General features: G+C 46.6%; 21 protein-coding genes. 6 read left to right on the top strand and 15 right to left on the bottom strand.

What is annotated here, in order from left to right:
• Positions 1 to 26 precede the first annotated feature (26 nt).
• Positions 27 to 1,265, bottom strand: coding sequence for a hypothetical protein (locus DW121_RS01070; RefSeq protein WP_118322837.1), 1,239 nt, complete (start codon positions 1,263 to 1,265; stop codon positions 27 to 29).
• 156 nt (positions 1,266 to 1,421) lie between these two features.
• On the opposite strand from DW121_RS01070, the gene DW121_RS01075 reads away from it, so the two are divergent.
• Positions 1,422 to 2,126: a hemerythrin domain-containing protein gene (locus DW121_RS01075; protein ID WP_118322838.1), complete on the top strand. Its 705-nt coding sequence runs from the start codon at positions 1,422 to 1,424 to the stop codon at positions 2,124 to 2,126.
• Positions 2,116 to 2,730 (top strand): response regulator transcription factor, encoded by a 615-nt coding sequence (locus DW121_RS01080; RefSeq protein ID WP_118322839.1) that lies wholly within the window; start codon positions 2,116 to 2,118, stop codon positions 2,728 to 2,730. Before DW121_RS01075 ends, DW121_RS01080 begins: the two co-directional genes overlap by 11 nt.
• On the opposite strand, the gene DW121_RS01085 is transcribed toward DW121_RS01080, so the two are convergent.
• The 11 genes from DW121_RS01085 to DW121_RS01135 all read right to left on the bottom strand — a co-directional run bounded on the left by DW121_RS01085 (position 2,714) and on the right by DW121_RS01135 (position 15,451).
• Positions 2,714 to 3,028: a hypothetical protein gene (locus tag DW121_RS01085; RefSeq protein WP_117711131.1), complete on the bottom strand. Its 315-nt coding sequence runs from the start codon at positions 3,026 to 3,028 to the stop codon at positions 2,714 to 2,716. The genes DW121_RS01080 and DW121_RS01085 overlap by 17 nt on opposite strands.
• Before the next feature lie 212 nt (positions 3,029 to 3,240).
• Positions 3,241 to 5,304, bottom strand: a complete 2,064-nt coding sequence (gene ccsA / locus DW121_RS01090; RefSeq protein ID WP_118322840.1) for a cytochrome c biogenesis protein CcsA — start codon at positions 5,302 to 5,304, stop codon at positions 3,241 to 3,243.
• An 11-nt stretch (positions 5,305 to 5,315) separates the two neighbouring features.
• Positions 5,316 to 6,464, bottom strand: coding sequence for a Rid family hydrolase (locus DW121_RS01095; RefSeq protein WP_118322841.1), 1,149 nt, complete (start codon positions 6,462 to 6,464; stop codon positions 5,316 to 5,318).
• A 33-nt stretch (positions 6,465 to 6,497) separates the two neighbouring features.
• The gene (locus tag DW121_RS01100; RefSeq protein WP_117711128.1) at positions 6,498 to 7,202 is read right to left on the bottom strand and encodes a hypothetical protein; all 705 of its coding nucleotides are present in this window, start codon (positions 7,200 to 7,202) and stop codon (positions 6,498 to 6,500) included.
• A 23-nt stretch (positions 7,203 to 7,225) separates the two neighbouring features.
• Entirely contained in the window at positions 7,226 to 8,437 is a 1,212-nt protein-coding gene (locus tag DW121_RS01105) for a porin (protein WP_117711127.1), read from the bottom strand.
• Between the two features lie 43 nt (positions 8,438 to 8,480).
• Positions 8,481 to 9,914 carry a di-heme oxidoredictase family protein gene (locus DW121_RS01110; RefSeq protein ID WP_118322842.1) on the bottom strand — a complete coding sequence of 478 codons (1,434 nt, stop codon included), beginning with the start codon at positions 9,912 to 9,914 and terminating at the stop codon, positions 8,481 to 8,483.
• 19 nt (positions 9,915 to 9,933) lie between these two features.
• A complete protein-coding gene (locus DW121_RS01115) occupies positions 9,934 to 11,169 on the bottom strand; it encodes an imelysin family protein (RefSeq protein WP_118322843.1) in 1,236 nt (411 codons plus the stop codon).
• A 23-nt stretch (positions 11,170 to 11,192) separates the two neighbouring features.
• Positions 11,193 to 12,569 carry a hypothetical protein gene (locus DW121_RS01120; RefSeq protein ID WP_117711124.1) on the bottom strand — a complete coding sequence of 459 codons (1,377 nt, stop codon included), beginning with the start codon at positions 12,567 to 12,569 and terminating at the stop codon, positions 11,193 to 11,195.
• A gap of 177 nt (positions 12,570 to 12,746) precedes the next feature.
• On the bottom strand, positions 12,747 to 13,928 hold the full coding sequence (locus DW121_RS01125; RefSeq protein ID WP_118322844.1) for a MalY/PatB family protein: 1,182 nt from the start codon (positions 13,926 to 13,928) through the stop codon (positions 12,747 to 12,749).
• Positions 13,929 to 13,943: 15 nt separating this feature from the next.
• Complete coding sequence (locus DW121_RS01130; RefSeq protein ID WP_118322845.1) at positions 13,944 to 14,561, bottom strand: CPBP family intramembrane glutamic endopeptidase; 618 nt, start codon at positions 14,559 to 14,561, stop codon at positions 13,944 to 13,946.
• Positions 14,558 to 15,451 carry a prenyltransferase gene (locus tag DW121_RS01135; protein WP_118322846.1) on the bottom strand — a complete coding sequence of 298 codons (894 nt, stop codon included), beginning with the start codon at positions 15,449 to 15,451 and terminating at the stop codon, positions 14,558 to 14,560. The genes DW121_RS01130 and DW121_RS01135 overlap by 4 nt, the downstream gene beginning before the upstream one ends.
• A gap of 108 nt (positions 15,452 to 15,559) precedes the next feature.
• Here DW121_RS01135 and DW121_RS01140 point away from each other — a divergent pair, with 108 nt between their 5' ends.
• The 3 genes from DW121_RS01140 to DW121_RS01150 all read left to right on the top strand — a co-directional run bounded on the left by DW121_RS01140 (position 15,560) and on the right by DW121_RS01150 (position 18,778).
• A complete protein-coding gene (locus DW121_RS01140) occupies positions 15,560 to 16,354 on the top strand; it encodes a Cof-type HAD-IIB family hydrolase (RefSeq protein WP_118322847.1) in 795 nt (264 codons plus the stop codon).
• Between the two features lie 3 nt (positions 16,355 to 16,357).
• Positions 16,358 to 18,100 (top strand): ATP-dependent RecD-like DNA helicase, encoded by a 1,743-nt coding sequence (locus DW121_RS01145; RefSeq protein WP_118322848.1) that lies wholly within the window; start codon positions 16,358 to 16,360, stop codon positions 18,098 to 18,100.
• Positions 18,101 to 18,163: 63 nt separating this feature from the next.
• Positions 18,164 to 18,778: an L-threonylcarbamoyladenylate synthase gene (locus DW121_RS01150; RefSeq protein ID WP_118322849.1), complete on the top strand. Its 615-nt coding sequence runs from the start codon at positions 18,164 to 18,166 to the stop codon at positions 18,776 to 18,778.
• 187 nt (positions 18,779 to 18,965) lie between these two features.
• On the opposite strand, the gene nagB is transcribed toward DW121_RS01150, so the two are convergent.
• The 3 genes from nagB to DW121_RS01165 form a co-directional block, all read right to left on the bottom strand.
• Positions 18,966 to 19,778 carry a glucosamine-6-phosphate deaminase gene (gene nagB / locus DW121_RS01155; RefSeq protein ID WP_117711117.1) on the bottom strand — a complete coding sequence of 271 codons (813 nt, stop codon included), beginning with the start codon at positions 19,776 to 19,778 and terminating at the stop codon, positions 18,966 to 18,968.
• Positions 19,779 to 19,818: 40 nt separating this feature from the next.
• The gene (locus DW121_RS01160; protein ID WP_118322850.1) at positions 19,819 to 21,018 is read right to left on the bottom strand and encodes an FprA family A-type flavoprotein; all 1,200 of its coding nucleotides are present in this window, start codon (positions 21,016 to 21,018) and stop codon (positions 19,819 to 19,821) included.
• A 63-nt stretch (positions 21,019 to 21,081) separates the two neighbouring features.
• Positions 21,082 to 22,008, bottom strand: coding sequence for a TIGR01212 family radical SAM protein (locus tag DW121_RS01165; RefSeq protein WP_117711244.1), 927 nt, complete (start codon positions 22,006 to 22,008; stop codon positions 21,082 to 21,084).
• Between the two features lie 149 nt (positions 22,009 to 22,157).
• Between DW121_RS01165 and DW121_RS01170 the strand changes: the two genes are divergently transcribed.
• Positions 22,158 to 23,315, top strand: coding sequence for an MFS transporter (locus tag DW121_RS01170; RefSeq protein ID WP_118322851.1), 1,158 nt, complete (start codon positions 22,158 to 22,160; stop codon positions 23,313 to 23,315).
• Positions 23,316 to 23,383 lie beyond the last annotated feature (68 nt).

Raw genomic sequence — 23,383 nt, forward strand, 5'->3', positions numbered from 1 at the left:
AAACCGATATACCTCTAACCGGATAATTACAATTCGAACAAGTCCGCGTATTGCATACTGATAAAAGTATCCAGTTCATTATAAAGCAACTGCATAGCTTTGGCGTCCGCACTTCCTTTCCTGCGCCACTCCTTCAAAAGCGGTTCTGTACGCCGAAACACCTCATTCTCCACCGGAGCCAGCAACTGCATATAGCCATTCTTATCAGCATTAAAAAGCCTTTCCCAGTTCATATAGCGATTGCTGCCCATCCCTTGCTCATAAGAGAAAACATCACCTGCCAATGTTACCGACCAATTACCCAGAGGAGAGACCTTCTTTATTTCATCGCGAACAAGAAGTTTCGGCAAAGCCTTATCCGCCCCCTTCACCCAAACAGGCATTGCCACTCCGGTAGGCGGATACCCCAAGACGGTCCACATCGTGGTGAGTTCGGGATGCTCTCCCGCCTTCACTCCCTGCACAACAACCGAACTTGCCGTACTGCTACGCGCTATAAAGTCCTGATCTACAAACCACCCGGTTGTCTTAGGACGATTGAAATCACCGTTCTTCAAATCAATCCCCAAGAGCGGATTGGCAAAAGAACGAGAGAGTTCACTGAATATCCATTGCGGGGTAATCTGCCCCGTAGCCGAGGCCGGCATCAATAACTTATCTTCCTGCATAAAGCGAACATAGCCCGCTCCCTCATTCACCTTGCCGGAAAAGGAGAAGTTGGTACGTGCAATGTACCCACAAGGTGCATCTTTGGGGTCATTGGCATCATACATCACATACTTATAATAATCCACCTCGAACATGGCCGCACCTCCTTCGGCATCAATCACGCCGAAGTTTGCTTCAATCAAACTGGGCTTAGAGAGTGTGTCAAGAAATTGACAGAAATCCTTTACCGTAGCACACACTTCCAATGCACGCCGCATGACCCGTCCGTTAGCCTCTCCACGCTCCTCACCGGGTTTCACCTCGACTAAATTATAGGATTGTGTGTTCATAATGGAAAAACCCACGGCATTCGTACCTATCCATACATCCGTCGGATTATCTTCCACACTGTTGACAACGGCTACAAACGGATAGCGCTCACCTGAGAAATATCTCACACTGTTTTGCGGAAAGTCCGTATCGCGGTTTTTCCACAGCAAGGGGCGGCCGTCGGGAGTTACCTTGCCGGAAATCACTGCAGAAGTACAGGCGGAAAGCGGTCCGGCGTTTCCCAAAGATATAATGACAGCAATCAAAGCGAGCAAAGTCCGTTTCATAGCAAAGAAGTTTTATCATTAGTTTCGACAAAGATAAAAAATCAATCCGGATTAGTACACCATACCACTCAAAATACCTACAAATAGCGATTGCAGTTCTCGAAGAAAAGCCGTTACTTTGCGCCCGAAACATAGAGTGGAAAGGAATAACCTACAATGAATGAACAACATAAATATCGGGCAACGGACAAGATGAGCGACCTCATCTGCGATAATTACTCCTTATTAATGGTGATGAGCCGCTTCGGTTTGTCGCTTGGATTTGGAGACAAGAGCGTAAAGGATGTCTGTGAAGCCCAGAATGTAGACTACCGCACTTTCCTCGCCGTGGCCAATTTCATCAGCGAAGAGCAATACTCTTACAGTGCGGATGATGACTCATTCTCTATTCCGGCGCTTATGGATTATCTGAAACGTGCGCACGCCTACTTCCTCGACTTCAACCTGCCTGCCATGCGCCGCAAGCTGATAGAGGCCATAGACTGCTCCAGAGATAATGATGTGGCCTACCTCATCCTCAAATTCTTTGATGAATACGCCAAAGAAGTGCGCCGCCATATGGAATACGAAAACGAGGCTGTCTTTACTTATGTGGAGCAATTGCTGCAAGGCAAGCTATCCGATAAATACAACATCGCCACATTTGCCAGCAAGCACAACCAGATAGATACCAAACTGAAAGAACTGAAAAATATCATCATCAAGTACTATCCGGAAAAAGAAAACAATAATCTCCTGAATGCCGTTCTGTTCGACATCTTCAACTGCGAACAAGACCTTGCATCGCATTGCCAGGTAGAAGACTATATGTTTGTTCCCGCCGTAGCACAAATAGAAAAAAGACTGAAAGATGAACAATAATATTTCTCTGAAAATAGTTGTTGCAGAAACTTCGGTCATTGTACGAAGTGGTCTTGCGGCAGTACTCAAACGCATTCCCAACCTGAACGTACACCCCATCGAAGTGTCGTCACCGGAAGCGCTGCAGAACTATATCCATCTGCACACTCCCGATATTGTAATCGTAAATCCGACTTTCGGCGGCTGGTTCAACCTGCCTTCTTTCAAGACAGACCACAACAGCAACAGCATCAGATACATCGCATTGGTATGTTCCGTCATCGACAATAACGCGCTGAAAGAGTACGATGAAAATATCGCCATCTGTGATGATATTGAAGTAATTACCTCAAAAATCAACCGCCTTCTCCATACCGAAGAGGAAGACGAGAAGGACAGCGAACAGGAAACGCTCAGCCAACGCGAAAAGGAAATCATCACTTGCGTTGTAAAAGGAATGACCAACAAGGCGATTGCCGACAAACTGTACCTGTCTATCCATACCGTCATTACCCACCGCCGCAACATTGCACGCAAACTGCAAATACACTCTCCCGCAGGCCTCACCATTTATGCCATTGTGAACAAGCTGGTAGAACTGAGCGACATTAAAGACTCCTTATAAACTCCCTGCCAAGCCTTCCTACGCACCCCCTATTAGAGAAGAGGGCTAAGTCCCTTTCCAAACCCGTCTCTCCATAGGAGAAAGACATCTTAACCTGCCGTTTGGGTTTCATCTCCAGCTTAAAGATACACATCTTTAGCGTAGAGATGTCCATCTTCAGCCTAAAGACGAACATCTTCAAGTTGGAGATAAAGATTACCCCGTACCTTAGCACCCTTTCCCAAGCAACTCTGACGGTTTCGATAAGCATCCCTGATAATCTTTTCCCTATACTCAGCCCGACAGCATCCTCCTTCATCCGCAACAAAATAAATCCCCGCTTCACGATGTCACATCGGAAAGCGGGGATCCTTTTATCTTCATAAAAGTGGTTACGTAATTATGACTAACTAATTCATTCTTTAAATCTGATGTTGCAAAGATACGGCATCCGTCCCGATGCCGCAATCACCCGATATAGGTATAATAAAGGGCGACAGTCATTATAAATAGGTAACATCATCGTTTTAATCAAGCATTTGCATAACTGTGCATTCCGCCCAAGATGTAATTCACTCCGAAATAAGTCATCAATACCGTAAGAAAAGCCGCAATCATATAGATATGAAAGAACAACGGCCTGCGGAAAGCGGGCAGGCTCTTCAAGTGAAACGCCATTCCGTACACAAGGAACGTAATCAACGCCCAAACCTCCTTAGGGTCCCATGCCCAATACCGTCCCCACGACACATTTGCCCAGACAGCCCCCATAAAGATGCCCGCACCCAAGAAGAAGTTCGCCGGATAAAGCAGAAGACGACTGAGGAGCATCAGCATCTTCCCGTGCCTGCGAATGCACAAAGCAAGTATTCCGTTCAGCATCATAAAGGCGAACAGCGCATAGGACATCATTATCAGTGAAACGTGCATACTGAGCCAAGGAGACACAAGTACAGGCATCAAAGGGGTAATCTGCGGATTCATCTGTCCCAAATGGGCGACGAGCAGCGCAAATCCCGAAAGCAGGAAGCCGAAAGGAACCGTAAACGGAAACCTGCGGCGAAACAAGCATGCCAACAGCAGTGTGCACAAGGCCATAAACTGCATCGTCTCATATCCGTTGCTCAACGGAATACGCCCGCCCACATACCAGCGCAGACCATATCCGAGGAGCTGGAAAAGGAATGCCGCATAAAGGACCGCCACAAACAAACGGCTTATCCGGCGTGACAAAGCGCTCCGCTCCGAAGAACGGCGCAGACCGCAATATACCAAATGGAAGAATGCCAGCAAACCAACCGTCAGATTGAACATGAACAGGCATTTACTGAAAGGGATGCGGTTGTAGATTAGTTCTGCACGTACCTTCGACAATGACAACGGCTTTACACTGCCATCCTTAGGCAGAGGGCGAATCAAGGTGCCCTTTTGAAGCATCAGAATCAATCCCACCTTTTCGTCCGTTTCCACGATTGCCTTTTCCAAAGGAGACATTTTCCAGCCGGTTTCCCGCCCGCCCTGCCAGAAGTCCTGCAAGCGATACCGCTGTCCGTCAAACAAGTCGGTCACAGAAGCATAAGACGTTTTCAAGTTCAACAAACGGCATAGTTCCCGGTTCTTAATGTAAATCATCGGTTCGTACCGCCACACTTCCGGACGCAGCAACCAGCCGCCGATAACCTGTTCGGGAGTTAAACCCGCATAAGACGCCCGTCCCGTCAACTTCATCACAAAATCACGGGCAAGGGTATTGAAAGGTACCACCCTGTCATGATAAATAACCTGCTCGGAAGCCAGACTGTCCGCCTGCCTGATGTTTAAGACCGGAAGCATTCGCCCCTGTACCTGCATATTTCCCGCCAACAGCAAAAGGCAGAGCACGCCCCCCTTTTTAAGTAGCGGATGATTCATCAACCTGCGAAATTCTCCCTTGCGGCTGAAAAGTATTCCAATCATAGAGATACCCAACAGGATGTATCCCACATAAGTAATTCCTATTCCCCAAGGGTCGTGATTCACTGTCAGCCAACTGCCCTGCTTGTCTTCATCAAAAGACGACTGATAGAAGCGGAAGCCTTGCTCTGACAAAATGCGGTTCATGGAAACTGTGCGGCTGCAAGAGGAACTGTCCGCACCCTGCCCCGGCCGTAAGATGCGGATATGGCTGATATAGTCCGCGGGGGCTTCCGTACCGGGATAGTATTCCACCCGAAAGCTGTCCAAAAGCAATGTAAAGGGTAAATCTATCTCTCGGCGGCTCTCCTGTTCCACAAAACTGCTTACCTTGTTCCCTACAATAAGATGTACATACCCTTTCCTGCCGCCGGCAAACGTAATCATGGCTCCCGCCAAAATCACGAGGAAGGAGCCATGCAACAACAACGCAGGGAGAAACTTCCGCAGCCGCTTTCCAACTGATGCTATAATAGCCGCAACGGCCAGAATCCCCCAGACACAACAAAACCAAAAAGCATGATATATATACTTTTCTATAAAATCCGTCCCGTACGCCTGCTCCAGAAATGTAGCTATGGCAAGCAAGCATACGAGGCAGATATATATAGTTACAAACAATCGTTTCAAATTACGACGCATCAGTCAGTTCTTTAGAAAGGGGCATACTCCTTATTCTCAAATCTCCTCACACCCATACACTCCATTTCTATCAGCCAGCCCGGACGGCATACAGGCGCATGGACAAACACTTTGGGAGTAGCGGGAAAACGTTTGTCGTACATTTCTTTCACCACAGTATAATCCGCCATATCACGCAGGTATACAATCATCTGTCCCAAGTCGGCGAATGTGCAACCGGCCTCTTTCAGAAGAGCCTCCACATTTTCCCACATACGTTCGGTCTGCTTACGGATGTTTCCCGGATGCACCACCTCGCCTTTATTATTGATACTTGCCGTACCGGAGATAAAGACCTGCCGGCGGTCGCCGTAATCCACATACGTGCCACGCTCAAAACTGACACCATACTCATAAGTAGGATTCAAATGTGCAGGCGCATACAGGAAATGAACTTGTCCGGGCTTTATCCCGTCGACGGCATACGCGTCCATCTGCACAGACACTCTCGAATCGGCATGGCGACCGCCAATACCGGTACTCGATATGTAATGCGTCTTCTCGGTCAGGTTTTGTGTAACAAATACTTCGTTGCGGGCTTTCACCACTCCGGCATAGTTCACGTCTACATTCTGCACAAAGAACCACGTACGGATACAGTTGTCCGCCAATTTGCATCCCTGTTCCATGAGCTGCATCACATAGTCATTCAGCAACAAACGGGTTTGATATTCGGAGTTGGCCGCACGATTAAAGGCATTGCCGCTCCAGAGATGACGGTAAGCGCCATGCTTCACCTCAAACAACCCGTTGTGAAGCACTCTTGTCTGTACTCCGGACTGCAGGTATGCCCACAAGGCTATTTTAGAGCCGTCCAACGGTGGCTGTTCCACAATGGAAAGCGCGCAATCCGAACTCTCAGTAGTAAGCGCCAACAGCATATCCGATTGATTGGCGGCATCGCTCAGAAAATAACGTTTGAAAACGGCAACAGCACCATGAAGCTCCCCTTCGAGCAAAGTGAAATAGGCATTCACCACTGCATTCAATTGCTGCTCGTATGTATCTTCCGGACAACGCGCATGAATCATCACATGATATTCCGAAACGCCATTTTCCACATTATATTCAAAGATTTCAGCGAAGGTCTTTTCTGTTGGCTTTTGTTGTTTATTGTTCATAACAATATCTTTTTTCGTTGTTGTTGATAGAAGTTATTCTTTGGCGCCGGAGTCTATCCAGTCTTTAAGCATATCAAGCGTTATAGACGATTCTATATCCCGCGAATGATCGTGTCCCCACTCTTTGCTTATAGGGGAGGAAAGTATTTGATACAACATACTTTCATCGGAATTACCCGGATTAACACGCATCCATTCGGGCATTATGACAGACGGACTGTTCACAAGGTTCTTATAACTGACACCCTCTTTCAAATCCAGGTTGGCAGCGGCAGTCGTACTGGTTCCATGACAACCTACACACGACTTACCGAGAAAAATACCCTGCTGAATGGCATTGAACATACCCGCATTGATTGTTCCGGCATCCACCCGGGTGGTATCGGCATTCACTGTCGAGAAGTCCTGTGTGTAAAATGAATAGACACGTTCACGAATACGGTTCGTCACGCAAAGTTCGATGGAAGTGACGTCTTCACCTATACCCGCCATTACCATGTCCACATCACCGTTGTTCGGGATGGATTTTGCTATCAGCGAATACTCCTTACCGGCATTGAAACCCGCAAGAACCACCGTGTAGCCGTCCGGCCATGTATCCACTCCGCTCATATTCACATGCAGCTTCACCACACGCCCTTCTTCCGGCACGATAAGCCTGTCCTGATAAAGCCTGCCCTCATCGCAAGAAGCGAAAACGAACATGAACAGCGATAAGAAAAGAATATAGTTCTTCATAGATAAATCCTTTCTTCAATCTGTTAGAATGTATATTGCAGCAAAACGGTAGCGGAATGCGTAGCCAGTCCCAAGTTATCATTATCGCGGTCAAGCTGTGTGTCATGTCCCCAACGGGCTATATACTGATACATAGCCTGCAACTTCAAGTTGCAACCTTTGAAGAAATAATTCATACCCACAGCCGGCATATTCAGGAAGCCGTCGTCACCGGTACCGTTACGGTTGAAGAAGTCGTAGCGTGCGGCCGCCTGAACACGGGGAGCCACAAAATAACCTCCCTGCACGTAACCGCCCAAATAATGATACGTCTCATCAATCTTCTGCCGCTTGGTGAACCCTACATTCATATAGTACGCCTCGGCAGCCAGATAAAGCTTGTTCTTCAACATCGCAAACTCCAAACCGACACGCGTATCGTTTGTACTCTCATTTTCACTCTCTACATTGATAGAACCGGACAAGCCGAAAAGCATCTTGTCTTCATTCAGGCGGTTCGGATTACCTTGCGTGGAAGGCATCACTCCCTTAGGCATATAAGTCAGACGGCCCGCATAAAGCAAAGAAGGTATATGCCAGTCGTCACTGATAGTTTTTGACGCTGTATTCACGGAAATTCCCGTACCATTGAACAGGCCTACCTCATAGCCAAACTTCTCGCCTACCAGTCCGTGCAGTTCCACGCCCAAGTCAAAGCCGGTAGCCATATTCGGAGTAACAGCGTTCAGCGAATAAGGCATGATGACGGAAGATGTCAGCGAGACAGGCAACTGCGGCAACAATGTTTCGCCCAACGTAGTCAGGTAGGAATGCGAGAAAGGTGTCTTGAACTTACCTACGCGCAATGCCAGCTGCTTCCTGAACTGCACATCAAACCAAGCCTGCTGCAACAAAGCGCCACCGCCGGCCGCCGCATTGATGGAAAGGTTGAAAGACACTTTTCCGAAAGCCTTACCCGTAAAACCCAGTACCGCATAAGGCACTGAGAAACCGGAGTTGGCGAAGTTATCCTGATTATAAGCCTTGTCCAAGCCTTCATCATCATACCAATTCAGATTGGCACTTGTCTGTACCAGCAAATAGGGTTTGAAAACAAAGTCGCCTCTCTTGCTGGAAATAGTAAAGCCCTCCCTTCCGGCCAATGACACCACGCCATTCTCCGTATCTTCTTCGTGCTGCGCCATTGCTATCAACGGCATAGCAGCAAGCGAAGCCAATAATATTAATTTCTTCATACGATTATATCGTTTCTCATTTTAAATACTATGTAACTTGTTGTTACAGTGAATTGATAAATGCAATCAGTGCATCACGGTCTTCTTTACTCATATTCTTAAACAGATTCTTGGAAGCCTCCGCCTCACCGCCATGCCACATAATGGCCTCAACCAGGTTGCGGGCACGCCCGTCGTGCAAGAAATAGGTATGTCCGTTCACAATCTCCTGCAAGCCGATGCCCCACAACGGGGTGGTACGCCATTCATTGCCGCGTGCCAGACCGCTGACATAGTTGTCGTTCAATCCCACACCCATAATTTCCGAACCCATATCATGAAGCAAAAAATCCGAATACGGATGAATGGTTTGGCTACCCAGCCACGGGAGCTGCGTCCCCATCAACAAAGAACTGCCACGCGGTTTGGTATGCAATGTAGTGATATGGCAAAGGTGGCATTTGGCTTCATAGAACTTCCGCTCACCTTTGATAACCTGTTCGTCATCCACATTGCGACGGGCCGGTACACCCAAGCATTGCAAATAGAGGTCTACGTCCTCCATATCCTCCGCTGATACATCCAGCTTATCATAGGACAGTCCCATCATGCTGCCCTGATCCATTTGCAATTGCCCTTCACAGATTTCCTCCGGATAACGGCTGTTGGTAACTCCCAAGTCGCTGGAAAAGCCCAATTCCACGGTCAAATCCGCATGCTGGGCCTTGTTGCCCGACAATCCCAAACTTTTCACGCCTTTCTCCGTAATGTAATTACAGCGCCCGCTAATGCCATATTCGGGATAATTGCTTTTAGCGGCAAGCGCCTCAATCTCTTTCGGGTCAAGCGCCATCATCTGTCCCATTCCCACATGCCGCAAGGGAATACGAACCGTACAGAACAAATCTTCCGGTTTTATTTCTTCCGCATACCAGTCCGTTATCGTATAAACGGGCTTGGCAAGCTGATAAGGAGTACCGTCAGGAAACTTAAAATCCTGATAAATATATTCCACTTTCAGCTTTCCTTCCGCCTTTACGCCATAAATGGACTGGTCGTGAAGTACACGCCCGTAGTTGGGAAAGAAAGCGCCGTTCTTGCGGGTAATGTATATCAGCATAGAAGAGAAACCGCTACTGCCCGACCCTCCCTCACTCCACAATGTAGGACGTGTACGGCCTGCGTTATGATGGCAACTGCCGCAGGAATATCCGGCATAGACAGGGCCTAAACCGCCTCCCGTTCCGTTAGTGCTGGTACGGACATCGTCGTAAAGTCCGTCTCCGTTATTGAAACGTGAGTTATAGGCTCCCGTCACCCAGTTGGCCGGAGTGTCATAAGCCTTGGAAGAACGCATAAATACAGTGGCGGTACCGGCAGATAACTCATAACCGCTCGGCACTTCTATATCCAGTATATCATAAGTATCGCCCTCACAAGCACAGCAAAGCAGCGAGCCAAGCAACAACGGGAACAAACGTTTCTCTAAATATCTCATAAGCAACAGAGTTTATTTTTTACTCGGCAGGTGCTGTACGAGGATTACCATCCTTGAAAAGAAGGAATTCCAATGTATGGAAACCGCGGACATTCTGAGCGGATGCAATACTCTCTACGGGGTCGCCGTTCTCATCGGTAATGAATTCACCGTTCCATTGTAACTTGGTGAAATCTCCCGAATTCAAGATATTGACAATCGCATCCGCATCCAACGGCCAACTATCCATATTGGGGTCCAAGCCATTATCGGCAACAGGGCCAAACAGGAACGCTTCACTTGTTTCCCAAGGTTTACGGGCTATAATCCATTGGGCTGCAGCTGCCTTAAAATTCGCATTCGTCGGATTTTTCTGTAAAGCACTTACTTTTTCCAATAAGACAGCAACTTCGTCTTTCAAATCCTTGTAAGTAGGGAGTACAACATCATCCACATAAGTATTTACCACCTCATTCAGTGCCGCATCATTATATATATCCTGCTTTTGAGTAATCTCCGGAAGTAATTTATTATTCAAAAGAATAGCCAAATCCGCACAAGCATCTTGGGCTGCCAATGCTTCCGCACTGTTAATATGACTGCGGAAAGGAGCAGGAATAGCCAAAATTGCATCATAGGTTTTCTTAATAGCCTCGCGAGTAGCGTCTGCCAATCCTTCGTTATTGTTAGCTTTGACTACATTATAAATAGAGTTTGCAGCAATTTCCGAGCTTGCCAAATCCATTACATCATTGCTCACTTTCACATTTCTTGTACCGCAAATGGCACTATAAATAGAAATGATGTTATTTGAATAATCTTCACGAGAATGCCAGCTGAACCAAGACTCCACAGCATAAAGGGCATCTTGTGTTTTTCCACTTGCATACAAATCATAAGGGTCTCCGATTTTGGCGTCACCTACCTCATTGGCTATATCCCAACAACCTTCAATTATTTGCCGAACGCAGTTATTGGCAGTACCGAAGTAAGCGGAATTATTATGACTTTTAAAAATTGAAGCATAAGAAGCTCCCCCTTTATATCCGGTATTCCAATCATCGTAAAGCGTAGTGGCATCTTCTTTCAACAGATTTGCGACATTAATCATGTAGCTATACCAATTTGCCGCATTATCCTTGGTAATGTTGATTTCTTCTACAGCACCATTACCATTTCCCTTGGTGGGGTCATCATCGTCACTACATGCGGACATCATTCCGCCCAAAGACAGCATAAAAGCTGCAACATACAAAAAATACTTTTTCATTTTCATCGTTATTATTTGAGATTAATATGCTATTTCTTAATAAACCAACCGACGTAAGCGATGCCGATAGAGAATTCATTTTCACTGTTGTATTTACCTTTACCGAATACCTTGCCCGTACCTATTTGCCGGGTCATATAATCAGCCTTCACTACCAGATTAGGCAATGCATACCAGTTCAGACCGGCAGTCCACATACTCACCTGATTTCTCTTATCCATAGGAAGCTGTCCTTTTTCTCCCTCTTCCTGAGGATTGTAATATTCGTAACGGACAAACGGATAGATTACGGGGACTTTCCTGTTATCATTGCAAATAGAACGGAGATTAATGCCGACCTCTCCGGCATAACTCACCGCTTTCTTCGCTACCTGTACCACACGGGTATAAGGAGAGGAATTGGATAAACCTTTATTCTTATTGCTAATTGCGGTAGAACCTGTCAGATTTCCAAATACAAAATTCGTACGCGCCGTGACATACTTGTTCTTATACTGACCGTCGACTGTATAAATACGCAACGGCGCTTTTACTCCGGCATAAGTGGCTATTTTATCAGAATTGGATGCCGTATTGGCACAATAATAAAAAGATCCGCCTATACGCAGACCCGGTACTCCTCTATAGTCCAAACGAGCAACATAAGCGGGAGAAGTAAAATTATCGACTTCAAAGAATCCCTGTTTTCCACCTGCAACCCAATTATTACGGTCGAATCCATTAGCATTCAAACCTGCCACAATCAAAGCCTGATAATCAAACGTGGCATACCCCTTTCCGAAAGTACCGAAGAACTCAATACCAGTTTCATGCCATGTAGAGGGAAGAATACTCGTCTCACCTTCGGGACGATAAGTTCCGAAGAAGTTGACGGGCTCATGGTGCGTATTGGTAAGTCCCACAGGAACAATCATATGTCCGGCACGTACATTGAATGCCGGGTGTATCAAACGTGTTATGTGAAATTGTTCCAAAGCAACTTCACCACCTTTTTCTATTTCCGTCTCGTACTCTCCATTTTCTGAATTCTCCAACTCCACAGCCGTACCCGTACCACCGGACTCAAACTCTATCTCAGCTCCCAACACCCATTTGGAGTTAAACTTATAATCGAATGCCAACACAAAACGCGGAATGGCGATTGTGTTGCGATGATCGTCCGAATTACCCCGATTACCACCAAAGAAGCGATTGATGCCATAGTCCTTAAAACTGGCTACCATTTCTCCATATCCGCCGAAACGGAATTTCTTGTAGCTGCTATCATCCGAAGCGCTTGTCTTTTCTTTTTTCAACGTACTCCCGGTACTCTCTGTCCCGGCGCTTGCCTTATCGGGTTCACCCGCCCACAGAGCACCTGCCGACAACAAAAAACATAGTGTAAATAAGCTCGTTAATTTTCCCATCTTTTATCTTAATTTTTGTTGGGACAAAGGTAGAGGTTGTTAAAAATGGTAACAATACCTAAAACAGAGTATAAATTGAAGATAAGATAATCACAAGTAGGTATGCCTCATCAAGGCAAAAAAAATCCCCATTGCGTTTTGCAATAGGGATCAACTGTGAGGATAAGTATTTAAGCTTTATATCTTTGCCTTTCCTTCATTAACCGCTGCGGATAACTGTTGCAAAGCCTTTTGCAGAACCGAACGGGGGCAACCTACATTCAGCCGCATGAAGCCTTCCCCCGGTTTGCCGAACATCGTCCCGTCATTCAGCGCCAAACGGGCTTTTTCCACAAAGAGCCGTACCAACTCTTCTTGCGGCAACCCCAATCCGCGACAATCCAGAAAAATAAGGTAAGAAGCCTGCGGGCGTATCATGCCGATGCCCGGAATATGCTCTCTCAGATAATTTTCCGTAAAGTCTATATTGCCTTGTATATATTCGAGCAGTTGTTCCAACCACTCTTCTCCATGCGTATAGGCAGCCGCAGCACCGATATAGGCCAGCAAATGTCCTTCGCTGAACTCGCCCGCCTCCATAAATTCCCGGAAACGATGGCGAATATCCTCGTTCACCGCTATGGCATAGGAACTGCCCAATCCCGGCATATTAAAAGCCTTACTGGGAGCCATAAAGGTAAGAGAAATCTCCGCAGCAGCCTCGGAAACTGTGGCAAAAGGATGATGCTTGTAGGGCGGTAAAGTCAAATCCGCATGTATCTCATCGGATATGACCATGGTTCCGCTATCCTTGCAGACAGCGGCTATCCGACGTAATTCCTCAACCGTCCATACACGCCCGCCGGGATTATGAGGATTACAAAGAATGAGCGCCCTGCATCCTTGAATATCCTTAGCGAAACGGTCGAAGTCAATATGATAATGCCCGTCGTACAAATCAAGCGGCGAGTAGACGACTTCACGCCCCAAACGTTCGGTCACCAAAAAGAAAGGATGATATACCGGAGTCATTACCATCACCTTATCTCCCGGCTTGGTAAAGCATTGCAAGGCAAAGGCTTGTCCGCGCACAATTCCGGGAACAAACGTCAGCATATCACGCGTAATATCCCATTGATGACGCCGGTGCAACCAACTGCAAACAGAGGTATACCACTCCTCACAAGCGAAAGTATATCCCAAAACCGCATGGTCGAGACGACGGCGCAAAGCATCCATTACAAAAGGCGGTGTACGGAAATCCATATCCGCCACCCACATGGGAAGCAAATCGTTACGCCCCCACACATTCTCCACGCCATCCCACTTTACGGAATCCGTACCGCGGCGTTCAATCACTTCATCAAAATTATACTTCATAAGGTTCAAGTAATTTTAAATAGGGAAAAAGATAAACACAGCCACATCCCACAAAGAATGCGACAGGATAATAGCGGCAAACCTATTCGGGAAGAAACGGTAAAGCGCTCCCCACACTACGCCTGCCACCAATGCTGCCATGATAAGCATGAAATTGCAAGAGCCGGCATGCACCAACGCGTACAAAGCCGTAGCCACCGCAAAGCCTGCATCGGGATTCTTCCAACGTTCGGAAAGCGTGCGTTGTACGTATCCCCGCCAAAAGATTTCCTCTGCAGGGCCTATCAACACCAGCATCAAGGCAGCCAGCAACCAGGGAGACTCGCCTTCTTTCATACCGTAAATGGAATCTACCTGCGGACGGGCAAAGTCGAACATCCAAGCGGAAACCTTATCTCCTACCCAGAAAATCATCCATAAAGCAACGGCAATGCCAACGCCCAACAAAACATTGGGAATACTCCATTTCACCCCCCGCCACCAGCCGGGGTTAAACAAAGTGGCAAAAACAGATAAAGTCAGTGCGGAACCGGTCATCATCCACCAAAAGTTAACGGCAGGCGCCGTCCACGGTGAAAACATGACAGTCCACAATATAGCTGCCAACACAATAGTAAAAACAAATTTCTTCATACGAATAAACCGGCTATAACAAATGATAAAGCAAATACCAAACTAAACAATAACTGGAGTTTTGCCGTCATTTCATCCAAATTGGCGATAGCGGCAACACCCTTCCCGGAAAACCGGGACATGACACGAACATTGCCGACGGCAGGAACCAATACAAGCAAGACCAACAAAGTCCATAAAGGAAAAGTTCCGGTAGCTACGCAACCGGCAATCCAACCGAAAGGAAACAATATCTCCGCGCAATAAAGAATCACAGAAGTCTTTCCTCCCAATTCCATTGCCAATGTCTTGATGCTTGCCCGGGCGTCGGTCTGCATATCGCGGGTATTATTGGCATGCAGGATTGCCACCGTAATCAATCCTACGGGAAGCGCTATCCACAGAACGTCCCACAGAAAGACTCCGGTAGAGACATAGGCAGTCCCCAAAGTAGGCAAGAAAGCGTAAGCCATGAAGATAACGACATCTCCCAACGCATTATACTTCAGCGGCGGATAGAGAAGCGCACACGCCGCACCGCCCAAGCCGATATACAACAAGGGAAAACCGGTGCGCCACAATAATCCGAGGCCTCCGGCAAGGGCCACCAAAAGCAGGGTTAACGACAAACGGTATATTTCCTTAGGAGTAAACATATTGTCCGTCAGCGTCTTTGCGCCAAACGTGTCTTTCATATCAACTCCTTGCTTATAGTCGAAATAATCACTCCAAGTATTTCCGGCGGCATGAAAGACAATGATATTCAACAAAGCCCATATACCGTTCGCCCAGTTTATATCTTCCTTCATCCAAAACAAATAGGCCAGCGTCACCACCACCGGCATGGCCGAAGCCGGGAACGACCACGGACGTACAGCTATCATCCAGTCTTTAAAAGAATGTTTCTTCATTATATATTCGTTTTTTTGATTTTAAATGCACTGAACAAAATTGTGCGCAAAAGTACGAAATATCTTCGCTTTTGAGTACATTTGCCAACCAATTTAAAAGAGACCTATATGATTAAAGCTCTGTTTTTTGACATTGACGGTACACTGGTGAGCTTCAAAACCCACCAAATTCCCGTTTCCACCATTGAAGCGCTGGAAGCCGCTAAAGCCAAAGGCATACAGATATTCATTTCTACCGGACGTCCACGCGTCATCATCAATAACCTCGCCGCCCTGCAGGAGCGGAATTTGATAGACGGCTACATCACCATGAATGGCGCCTATTGTTTTGTGGATAATACCGTTATCTACAAAAGCCCCGTTCCGACAGCCGAAGTAGATGCGCTGACAAGTTTCTGCCACGAACGCAATATCCCCTGCATACTGGTAGGCGAACAAGATATTTACGTAAACCAGCCCGGCGAAATCGTAACAGAGATATTCAATAATCAGCTCAAGACAGACCCTATTGCATCAGAACCCTATACAAGCAACCATTCAGACAAGGAGTATTACCAGCTTACACCTTTTATCACTATTGAAGAAGAGCAAACCATACTGCCTTCCATTCCCAACTGCGAGATGGGGCGCTGGCATCCCGCATTTGTCGACGTTACCGCCAAAGGAAATACCAAACAGCGGGGCATTGACGAAATAATCCGGCATTTCGGCATTCGTAAGGAAGAGACAATGGCGTTCGGTGATGGCGGAAACGACATCAGCATGTTGCGCCATGCCGGCATCGGAGTAGCCATGGGGAATGCCAAAGACGATGTAAAAGCCGTAGCCGATTATGTCACCACAAGTGTTGATGACCACGGCATAGCCAATGCGCTAAAGCGATACGGGATAATTGAAAGTTGAATCATGTCTTTCGTACCCGATACCCAAAACAAGGAGTTTCAAGACGCTTTGAACCTCATACAGTACACCCGCCAGTCTGTTTTCCTGACGGGGAAAGCGGGTACGGGCAAATCAACCTTTCTCCGGTATATCTGCGCACATACCAAGAAGAAGCACGTAGTGCTGGCGCCTACGGGAATCGCCGCCATCAATGCGGGAGGAAGCACATTGCACAGTTTCTTCAAACTGCCGTTCTATCCACTTCTGCCCGATGACCCTAATTTCAGTCTGCAGCGGGGACGCATCCACGAATTCTTTAAATATACCAAGCCGCACCGCAAGTTACTTGAAGAACTGGAATTGGTTATCATCGATGAAATTTCGATGGTGCGGGCAGACATTATCGATGCCGTCGACCGCATTTTACGTGTCTACTCACGCAATCTGCGGGAACCTTTCGGCGGAAAACAAATCTTACTGGTAGGTGACGTCTTTCAGCTGGAACCGGTGGTGAAAGGAGATGAACGGGAAATACTGAACCGTTTCTACCCCACCCCCTATTTTTTCTCTGCAAGAGTCTTCAACCAAATAGACCTTGTATCCATCGAACTGCAGACTGTCTATCGCCAGACCGATAAAGCATTTGTCAGCGTACTGGACCACATACGAAACAATACGGTGGGGGCTGCCGACTTGCAACTGCTCAACACCCGCTATGGCACACAGATAGAACAGTCCGAAGCCGATATGTACATCACTCTCGCCACCCGCCGCGACAACGTGGACTATATCAACGACAAGAAACTTGCCGAACTGCCCGGAGAGCCCGTAACATTCCATGGTGAAATCATGGGCGACTTCCCCGAAAGCAGTCTCCCCACCTCGCAGGAATTGATACTCAAACCGGGTGCACAAATCATTTTTATAAAGAATGATTTCGACCGCCGGTGGGTAAACGGCACAATCGGCATCGTCAGCGGCTTCGACCCCATTGAAGAGACGCTCTATGTCATTACGGACGATGGCAAGGAATGTGACGTGAAACGGGAATCATGGCGAAACATCCGCTATAAATACAATGAGAGCAAAAAGCAGATTGAAGAAGAAGAATTAGGAACTTTCACCCAATATCCCGTACGGCTGGCATGGGCCATCACTGTCCACAAAAGTCAGGGACTGACGTTCAGCCGGGTAGTTGTCGACTTCACAGGTGGAGTGTTTGCAGGCGGACAAGCATACGTAGCGCTTAGCCGATGTACCTCTCTGGAAGGAATACAACTGAAGAAACCCGTCAGCCGCGCCGATGTATTTGTACGCCCCGAAATCATAGGATTTGCCGAACGTTTCAACAATCGCCAAGCTATTGACCGCGCCTTGAAACAGGCACAGGCAGACGTACAATACGCAGCAGCGACCAAAGCATTCGACAAAGGAGATTTTGATACTTTCCTCGATGAGTTTTTTAAAGCCATCCATTCCCGTTACGACATCGAGAAACCTGTTGTGCAACGTCTTATCCGTAAAAAACTGAATATTATCAATCAATTGCGCGAAGAAAACCGCGCCCTGAAACAGGCAGCCGTAGAGAAAGAAAAGACACTGGTGAAATACGCCCGCGAATACATCATTATGGGTGACGAGTGCCTTAAACTGGAGATGAAAGAAGCCGCCATGAAGAATTACGAAAAGGCTGTTGCTCTCTGCCCCAAATTCAAAGAGGCATGGAAGAAAATTAAAAAATTAGAGAAAGAGATGCTAAAAAGATGATTCTCTTGCTTTTGAGAATATTAACAAGTATTTTTACACCCAACTTATTAATCCCATAGTATCATGCTTCTGAAACTTTATGAAAAGAATAACAATCCGGCAGATTTACAGCAAGTTATCGACATCCTGAATGACGGCGGCATCATCATCTACCCTACCGATACTATGTATGCCATTGGTTGCCACGGATTGAAAGAACGTGCAATAGAACGCATCTGCCAACTCAAGGACATTGACCCGAAAAAGAATAATCTTTCTATCATCTGCTACAACCTGAGCAGCATCAGCGAATATGCCAAATTCGACAACAATACGTTCAAGCTGATGAAACGCAACCTGCCGGGTGCTTTCACCTTCATCCTGAACGGCACTGTCCGTCTGCCGAAGATTTTTCGCAACCGCAAGGAGGTGGGAATCCGTATGCCCGACAGTCCGATTATTCAAGAACTGGCACGCCTGTTGGATGCCCCTATCATGACTACCACCCTCCCTTACGAAGAAAGCGAAGACATTGAATATTGTACCGACCCCGAACTGATTAATGAGAAATTCGGTAACATCGTAGACTTGGTAATAGACGGCGGCATAGGCGGTATCGAAGGCTCTACAATAGTAGACTGCACCGGTGGCGAAGCAGAAATCGTACGTCAAGGAAAAGGCCGGTTGGACGAAGGATAACAATTTACTAAAACGTGACCAACAATTTAGTAAAACGTGCTCGGAGATTTAGTAAATCGCCGGTCACGTTTTACTAAACAAAATAAAAGTAGCCAAACGGCAGAAGTGTAGAGCAATAAAAATAGAGCTGCCCGTTCCTCTCACAACGAGAAAACGGGCAGCTCTTTATCTATCTACTATTTCCTTATTATTTCAGCAAAGAAGCCGGGTCAAGATGATCTGCCTCAATGTCCTTGAAATAACGGTATGTACCGACTTTCAGTTCTGCGGTAGCGGCATCGTCACAAACGATGATTCCTTTTTCATGCATTTGCAGAGCGCTGATAGTCCACATCTGCATCACAGGACCTTCCACTGCATGATAAAGAGCGCGGGCCTTGTTATGACCGTTTACAATAATCATGACTTCTCTTGCGCTGAGCACAGTACCTACACCCACTGTCAGGGATGTTTTGGGCACTTTATTCACATCATTGTCAAAGAAACGAGAGTTGGCAATGATAGTGTCGGTAGTCAGAGTCTTTTGGCGAGTACGCGATGACAAAGAAGACCCCGGTTCGTTGAAAGCAATGTGCCCGTCAGGACCAATGCCGCCCATGAAGAGGTCAATTCCGCCATAAGATTTTATTTTTTCTTCATAACGTGCACACTCCGCATCGAGGTCGGCAGCGTTGCCGTTCAGTATATTGGTATTTTCCGGCCTGATGTCGATGTGGCTGAAAAAATTGTTCCACATAAAAGAATAATAGCTTTCGGGATGTTCCTTCGGCAAGCCTACATATTCGTCCATGTTGAAAGTCACTACATTCTGGAAAGATACAATACCCTTCTTGTTCAGGTCGATTAAGGCTTTGTACATACCCAGAGGTGAAGAACCTGTAGGGCATCCCAGTACGAACGGTTTCTCAGGTGTCGGATTAGCGGCTTTAATCTTAGCGGCTACATAATGTGCCGCCCACTGTGATACGGATTGATAATCCGGTTGAATGATTAGTCTCATTACGATTATTTTATTAGGTTAATAAATTGGAGGTTTATTGTCATTTTCTGTCTTTCTTCAAACGCTCTGCCATGGCGCGTGCCAGATTCTCGCATTGCTCATAGGTAATGTCCTTCATGGCTTGTTTCATTTCCACCGGATCGCCTACGATTTCAAACTTACTCTTTTCGGCAAATTCACCCATACGCTTCACAGCCGCACCTGCCCAGCAGAAGGAACCGAAATAGCCCAGATAGCGACCTTTCACTTCGCGCACCAATATCTTGGAAAGCAGCGATTCTATTTCCGGATAAATCTGGTTGCTGTAAGTGGGGCTTCCGATTATCAGACCCCGGTACTTGAATATATCGGCTATGATGTAAGAAGGATTGCTTTTGCTGACATTGTGCATCACGATGTTCTTGATGCCTTGCACTGAAAGTTCCGCAGCGATTGCCTCTGCCATTTGTTCGGTATTGCCGTACATGGAACCGTAGGCGATGACAACACCCTCCTCGGCTGCATAGCGGCTCAGGCGGTCGTAGACGCCGATTACTTTGGCAATGTTATCCGTCCACACCGGTCCGTGAGTGGAACAGATGGTGGAGATGGGCAGCCCGCCCAGTTTTGCCAGCGCCTTCTGCACAGGAGAGCCGTACTTGCCTACGATATTAGAATAATAACGAACCATCTCGTCCCAATACTTGTCCAGATTCATGCGTGTATCAAGGAAGCCGCCGTCAAGCGTGCCGAAACAACCGAATCCGTCACCGGAAAAGAGCACGCCGTCCGTTTCGTCAAACGTCATCATCGTTTCGGGCCAGTGCACCATGGGAGTCATGTAGAAACGAAGTTTATGGTGTCCTAAAGCAAGAAAATCTTCGTCTTTCACCATATATTGCTCACCCGTCACGCCATAAAATCCCTCTATCATTCCGAAAGTCTGTTTGTTGCCAACAATAATAATGTCGGGATAATGCTGTTTGATTAAGCGGATAGAGCCGGAATGGTCCGGTTCCATATGGTTGATGATGAGATACTGGATAGGGCGATCACCGATTATGCTCTTTATTTTCCGAAGATATACCTCAAAGTAACAAATATCTACCGTATCAACCAATGCAACTGTTTCATCGTCTATCAGGTAGGAGTTGTAAGATACTCCGTAAGGCAACGGCCACATACCTTCAAACAAATGCTTATTGCGGTCATTCACTCCCACGTAGTGGATTTTTCCTTTTATCACTGTTTTTGGGTTCATTGTTATTATCTTCTAATTTAGATTGATTCCATATTTAACTGCGGCAAAAATAAGGCTTTTTTCTCACATTTCATACTTCTTCCCCTGATATGCATCAAGTTCTTTCATTCTTTTTTGAACCCGATGGTTAAATTCATAATTTTTCAGTCCCCAGTCGGGTGCGATAAGCAAATCTTTAGGAGATTGCGAGACAAAACGCTCCAAGACAATATCCGGACGAAGATGTTCCACATAATCTACCACAAGTTCAATATATTCCTCTACGCCGAAGAGATGGAAATCTTCAGGACTCCGTTCATATTCCAAAGCCATACGGGTGCCGCGTATCAATTGTAACTGATGCATTTTCAGCGTAGTAATCGGCAAACCTGACAAATCTTGCGCCTGCGCCACGATGCTTTGGTGAGTCTCACCCGGTAGCCCCAAAATTATATGTCCGCCGGTCAATATGCCGCAAGCCGCCGTCCTTTCCACTGCATCAACAGTGGTTTGAAAAGTATGTCCGCGGTTAATGCGGCGAAGCGTTTCGTCACAAGTGCTTTCGATGCCGTATTCCACCAAAAGAAAAGTATGCTTATTGATACTTTCCAAATACCGGAGCAGGTCATCGGGCATACAATCCGGACGGGTACCGATTACCAGTCCCACTACCCCGTCTACCGACAACGCTTCTTCATACTTTCGCTTCAAAGATTCCAATTCGCCATAGGTATTGGTATAGGCTTGAAAATAGGCAAGATACTTCATTTCCGGATACTTATGGGCAAAGAAATGTTTCCCCTCTTCCAATTGCCGGGTGATGGATTTTTCGGTACGGCAATAATCCGGGTTAAAAGTCTGGTTATTGCAATAGGTACAGCCGCCATACCCTTTGTTCCCGTCACGATTGGGACAGGTAAAACCGGCATTCAACGAAATTTTCTGTACCTTATATGGAAAATAACGTTTCAAAAACAGAGGAAATTCATTATAAAGGGGTGTCACATTCATCGGTTTTTTCATTTAGAAGCAAAAATAAGTTTTTTTCTTCGTAATAAGAAATATTCATTTCATTCCCTTCGAAGTAAAGGGTTCTTATTGGAAAACTAAAATAAATTCATAGCTTTGCATACAACCTTTATCAATTAACCTCTAAGAGTATGAGTAACAGTTATCACAAAAACCTTGTATTTACTGCTGCATGCATCGGGATGTGTTTCTTCGGCGTTTCAATGATTACATTAGGTTCGGTCTTACCCGCCCTCGTATCCAAATTGGGGTTGAGCGGATTGCAAGCAACATCGTTAGTAACTTTCCTGCCTTTGGGCATGCTGATAGGCTCTGTAATTTTCGGTCCCATTGTCGACCGCTTCGGACATAAAGCCTTGCTTGTGCCCGGATGCATCATTGTGCTGCTGGGCGTGGAGGGTTTGATATTCTTCAGGAGTGTTCCGCTCCTTCAGGTCTCCATAGTGGGCATAGGTTTGGGAGGCGGCATCCTCAACGGAGAAACCAATGCGCTGGTGTCCGACATCTCAGGTGAATCGGAAAAAGGTTCGCGACTCAGCTTTTTGGGAATGTTCTACGGTTTGGGAGCATTAGGCATACCAAGCCTTTTGGGTATTTTATCTGAATATTACTCTTTTGAAACTATCCTGCAAGGCATAGGCTTTATCATGCTGGCAGGAATACTGTTCTGCATCCCGGTACGCTTTCCCACTCCCAAGCAGGCGCAAGGTTTTCCGGTAAAAGAAGGATTGGGACTGTTAAAAGAAAGCGCCTTACTGCTACTCAGCCTTGTCCTTTTCTTCCAAAGTGGAATTGAAGGAGTGTGCAATAACTGGTCTACAAGCTATTTGGGGAGGATGACTGACATTCCCGCCAACAGAGCACTGATTGTATTGACCTGCATGGTTGCGGGACTTACCATAGCACGTATGCTGCAAATCCTGATTTTCAAGAAAGTACAACCTGCAAAAGTATTGCCTTACAGCCTTATACTCACGGCAATAGGCTTCGGACTGTTGACCGCATCCCCGGGATTCCTGCGGGCTGCAACAGGCATGGTTTTGATAGGAATGGGGCTGTCACCCACTTACCCCGTCATACTCAGCATACTGGGCACACGCTATCCGGCACTGTCCGGCACGGCTTTCAGCATAGCGCTTGCCATAGCACTTGTAGGGCAGACTTGCATGAACGGACTGATGGGCATGATTTCCGTATACGACAATGGCATAGCACTTTATCCTTATATGATGATAGGCTCGCTCGTAGTCATGCTTATCATCTTCCTGCGTGTTCCCCGCAAACGATAAAAGGGAAATTATCATTTATTAATTAGATTAGATTTCCGCTTTATCGTATATTTGTACCCAATAACCGA

This window comes from Bacteroides sp. AM10-21B (genome assembly GCF_003472565.1).
Lineage (GTDB): Bacteria > Bacteroidota > Bacteroidia > Bacteroidales > Bacteroidaceae > Bacteroides > Bacteroides propionicigenes.

What these genes read in the sequence shown, in the direction of transcription:
- DW121_RS01070 (WP_118322837.1), bottom strand. Translation starts at nt 1,265, where the DNA reads ATGAAACGGACTTTGCTCGCTTTGATTGCTGTCATTATATCTTTGGGA.
- DW121_RS01075 (WP_118322838.1), top strand. Translation starts at nt 1,422, where the DNA reads ATGAATGAACAACATAAATATCGGGCAACGGACAAGATGAGCGACCTC.
- DW121_RS01080 (WP_118322839.1), top strand. Translation starts at nt 2,116, where the DNA reads ATGAACAATAATATTTCTCTGAAAATAGTTGTTGCAGAAACTTCGGTC.
- DW121_RS01085 (WP_117711131.1), bottom strand. Translation starts at nt 3,028, where the DNA reads ATGAAGGAGGATGCTGTCGGGCTGAGTATAGGGAAAAGATTATCAGGG.
- ccsA (WP_118322840.1), bottom strand. Translation starts at nt 5,304, where the DNA reads ATGCGTCGTAATTTGAAACGATTGTTTGTAACTATATATATCTGCCTC.
- DW121_RS01095 (WP_118322841.1), bottom strand. Translation starts at nt 6,464, where the DNA reads ATGAACAATAAACAACAAAAGCCAACAGAAAAGACCTTCGCTGAAATC.
- DW121_RS01100 (WP_117711128.1), bottom strand. Translation starts at nt 7,202, where the DNA reads ATGAAGAACTATATTCTTTTCTTATCGCTGTTCATGTTCGTTTTCGCT.
- DW121_RS01105 (WP_117711127.1), bottom strand. Translation starts at nt 8,437, where the DNA reads ATGAAGAAATTAATATTATTGGCTTCGCTTGCTGCTATGCCGTTGATA.
- DW121_RS01110 (WP_118322842.1), bottom strand. Translation starts at nt 9,914, where the DNA reads ATGAGATATTTAGAGAAACGTTTGTTCCCGTTGTTGCTTGGCTCGCTG.
- DW121_RS01115 (WP_118322843.1), bottom strand. Translation starts at nt 11,169, where the DNA reads ATGAAAATGAAAAAGTATTTTTTGTATGTTGCAGCTTTTATGCTGTCT.
- DW121_RS01120 (WP_117711124.1), bottom strand. Translation starts at nt 12,569, where the DNA reads ATGGGAAAATTAACGAGCTTATTTACACTATGTTTTTTGTTGTCGGCA.
- DW121_RS01125 (WP_118322844.1), bottom strand. Translation starts at nt 13,928, where the DNA reads ATGAAGTATAATTTTGATGAAGTGATTGAACGCCGCGGTACGGATTCC.
- DW121_RS01130 (WP_118322845.1), bottom strand. Translation starts at nt 14,561, where the DNA reads ATGAAGAAATTTGTTTTTACTATTGTGTTGGCAGCTATATTGTGGACT.
- DW121_RS01135 (WP_118322846.1), bottom strand. Translation starts at nt 15,451, where the DNA reads ATGAAGAAACATTCTTTTAAAGACTGGATGATAGCTGTACGTCCGTGG.
- DW121_RS01140 (WP_118322847.1), top strand. Translation starts at nt 15,560, where the DNA reads ATGATTAAAGCTCTGTTTTTTGACATTGACGGTACACTGGTGAGCTTC.
- DW121_RS01145 (WP_118322848.1), top strand. Translation starts at nt 16,358, where the DNA reads ATGTCTTTCGTACCCGATACCCAAAACAAGGAGTTTCAAGACGCTTTG.
- DW121_RS01150 (WP_118322849.1), top strand. Translation starts at nt 18,164, where the DNA reads ATGCTTCTGAAACTTTATGAAAAGAATAACAATCCGGCAGATTTACAG.
- nagB (WP_117711117.1), bottom strand. Translation starts at nt 19,778, where the DNA reads ATGAGACTAATCATTCAACCGGATTATCAATCCGTATCACAGTGGGCG.
- DW121_RS01160 (WP_118322850.1), bottom strand. Translation starts at nt 21,018, where the DNA reads ATGAACCCAAAAACAGTGATAAAAGGAAAAATCCACTACGTGGGAGTG.
- DW121_RS01165 (WP_117711244.1), bottom strand. Translation starts at nt 22,008, where the DNA reads ATGAATGTGACACCCCTTTATAATGAATTTCCTCTGTTTTTGAAACGT.
- DW121_RS01170 (WP_118322851.1), top strand. Translation starts at nt 22,158, where the DNA reads ATGAGTAACAGTTATCACAAAAACCTTGTATTTACTGCTGCATGCATC.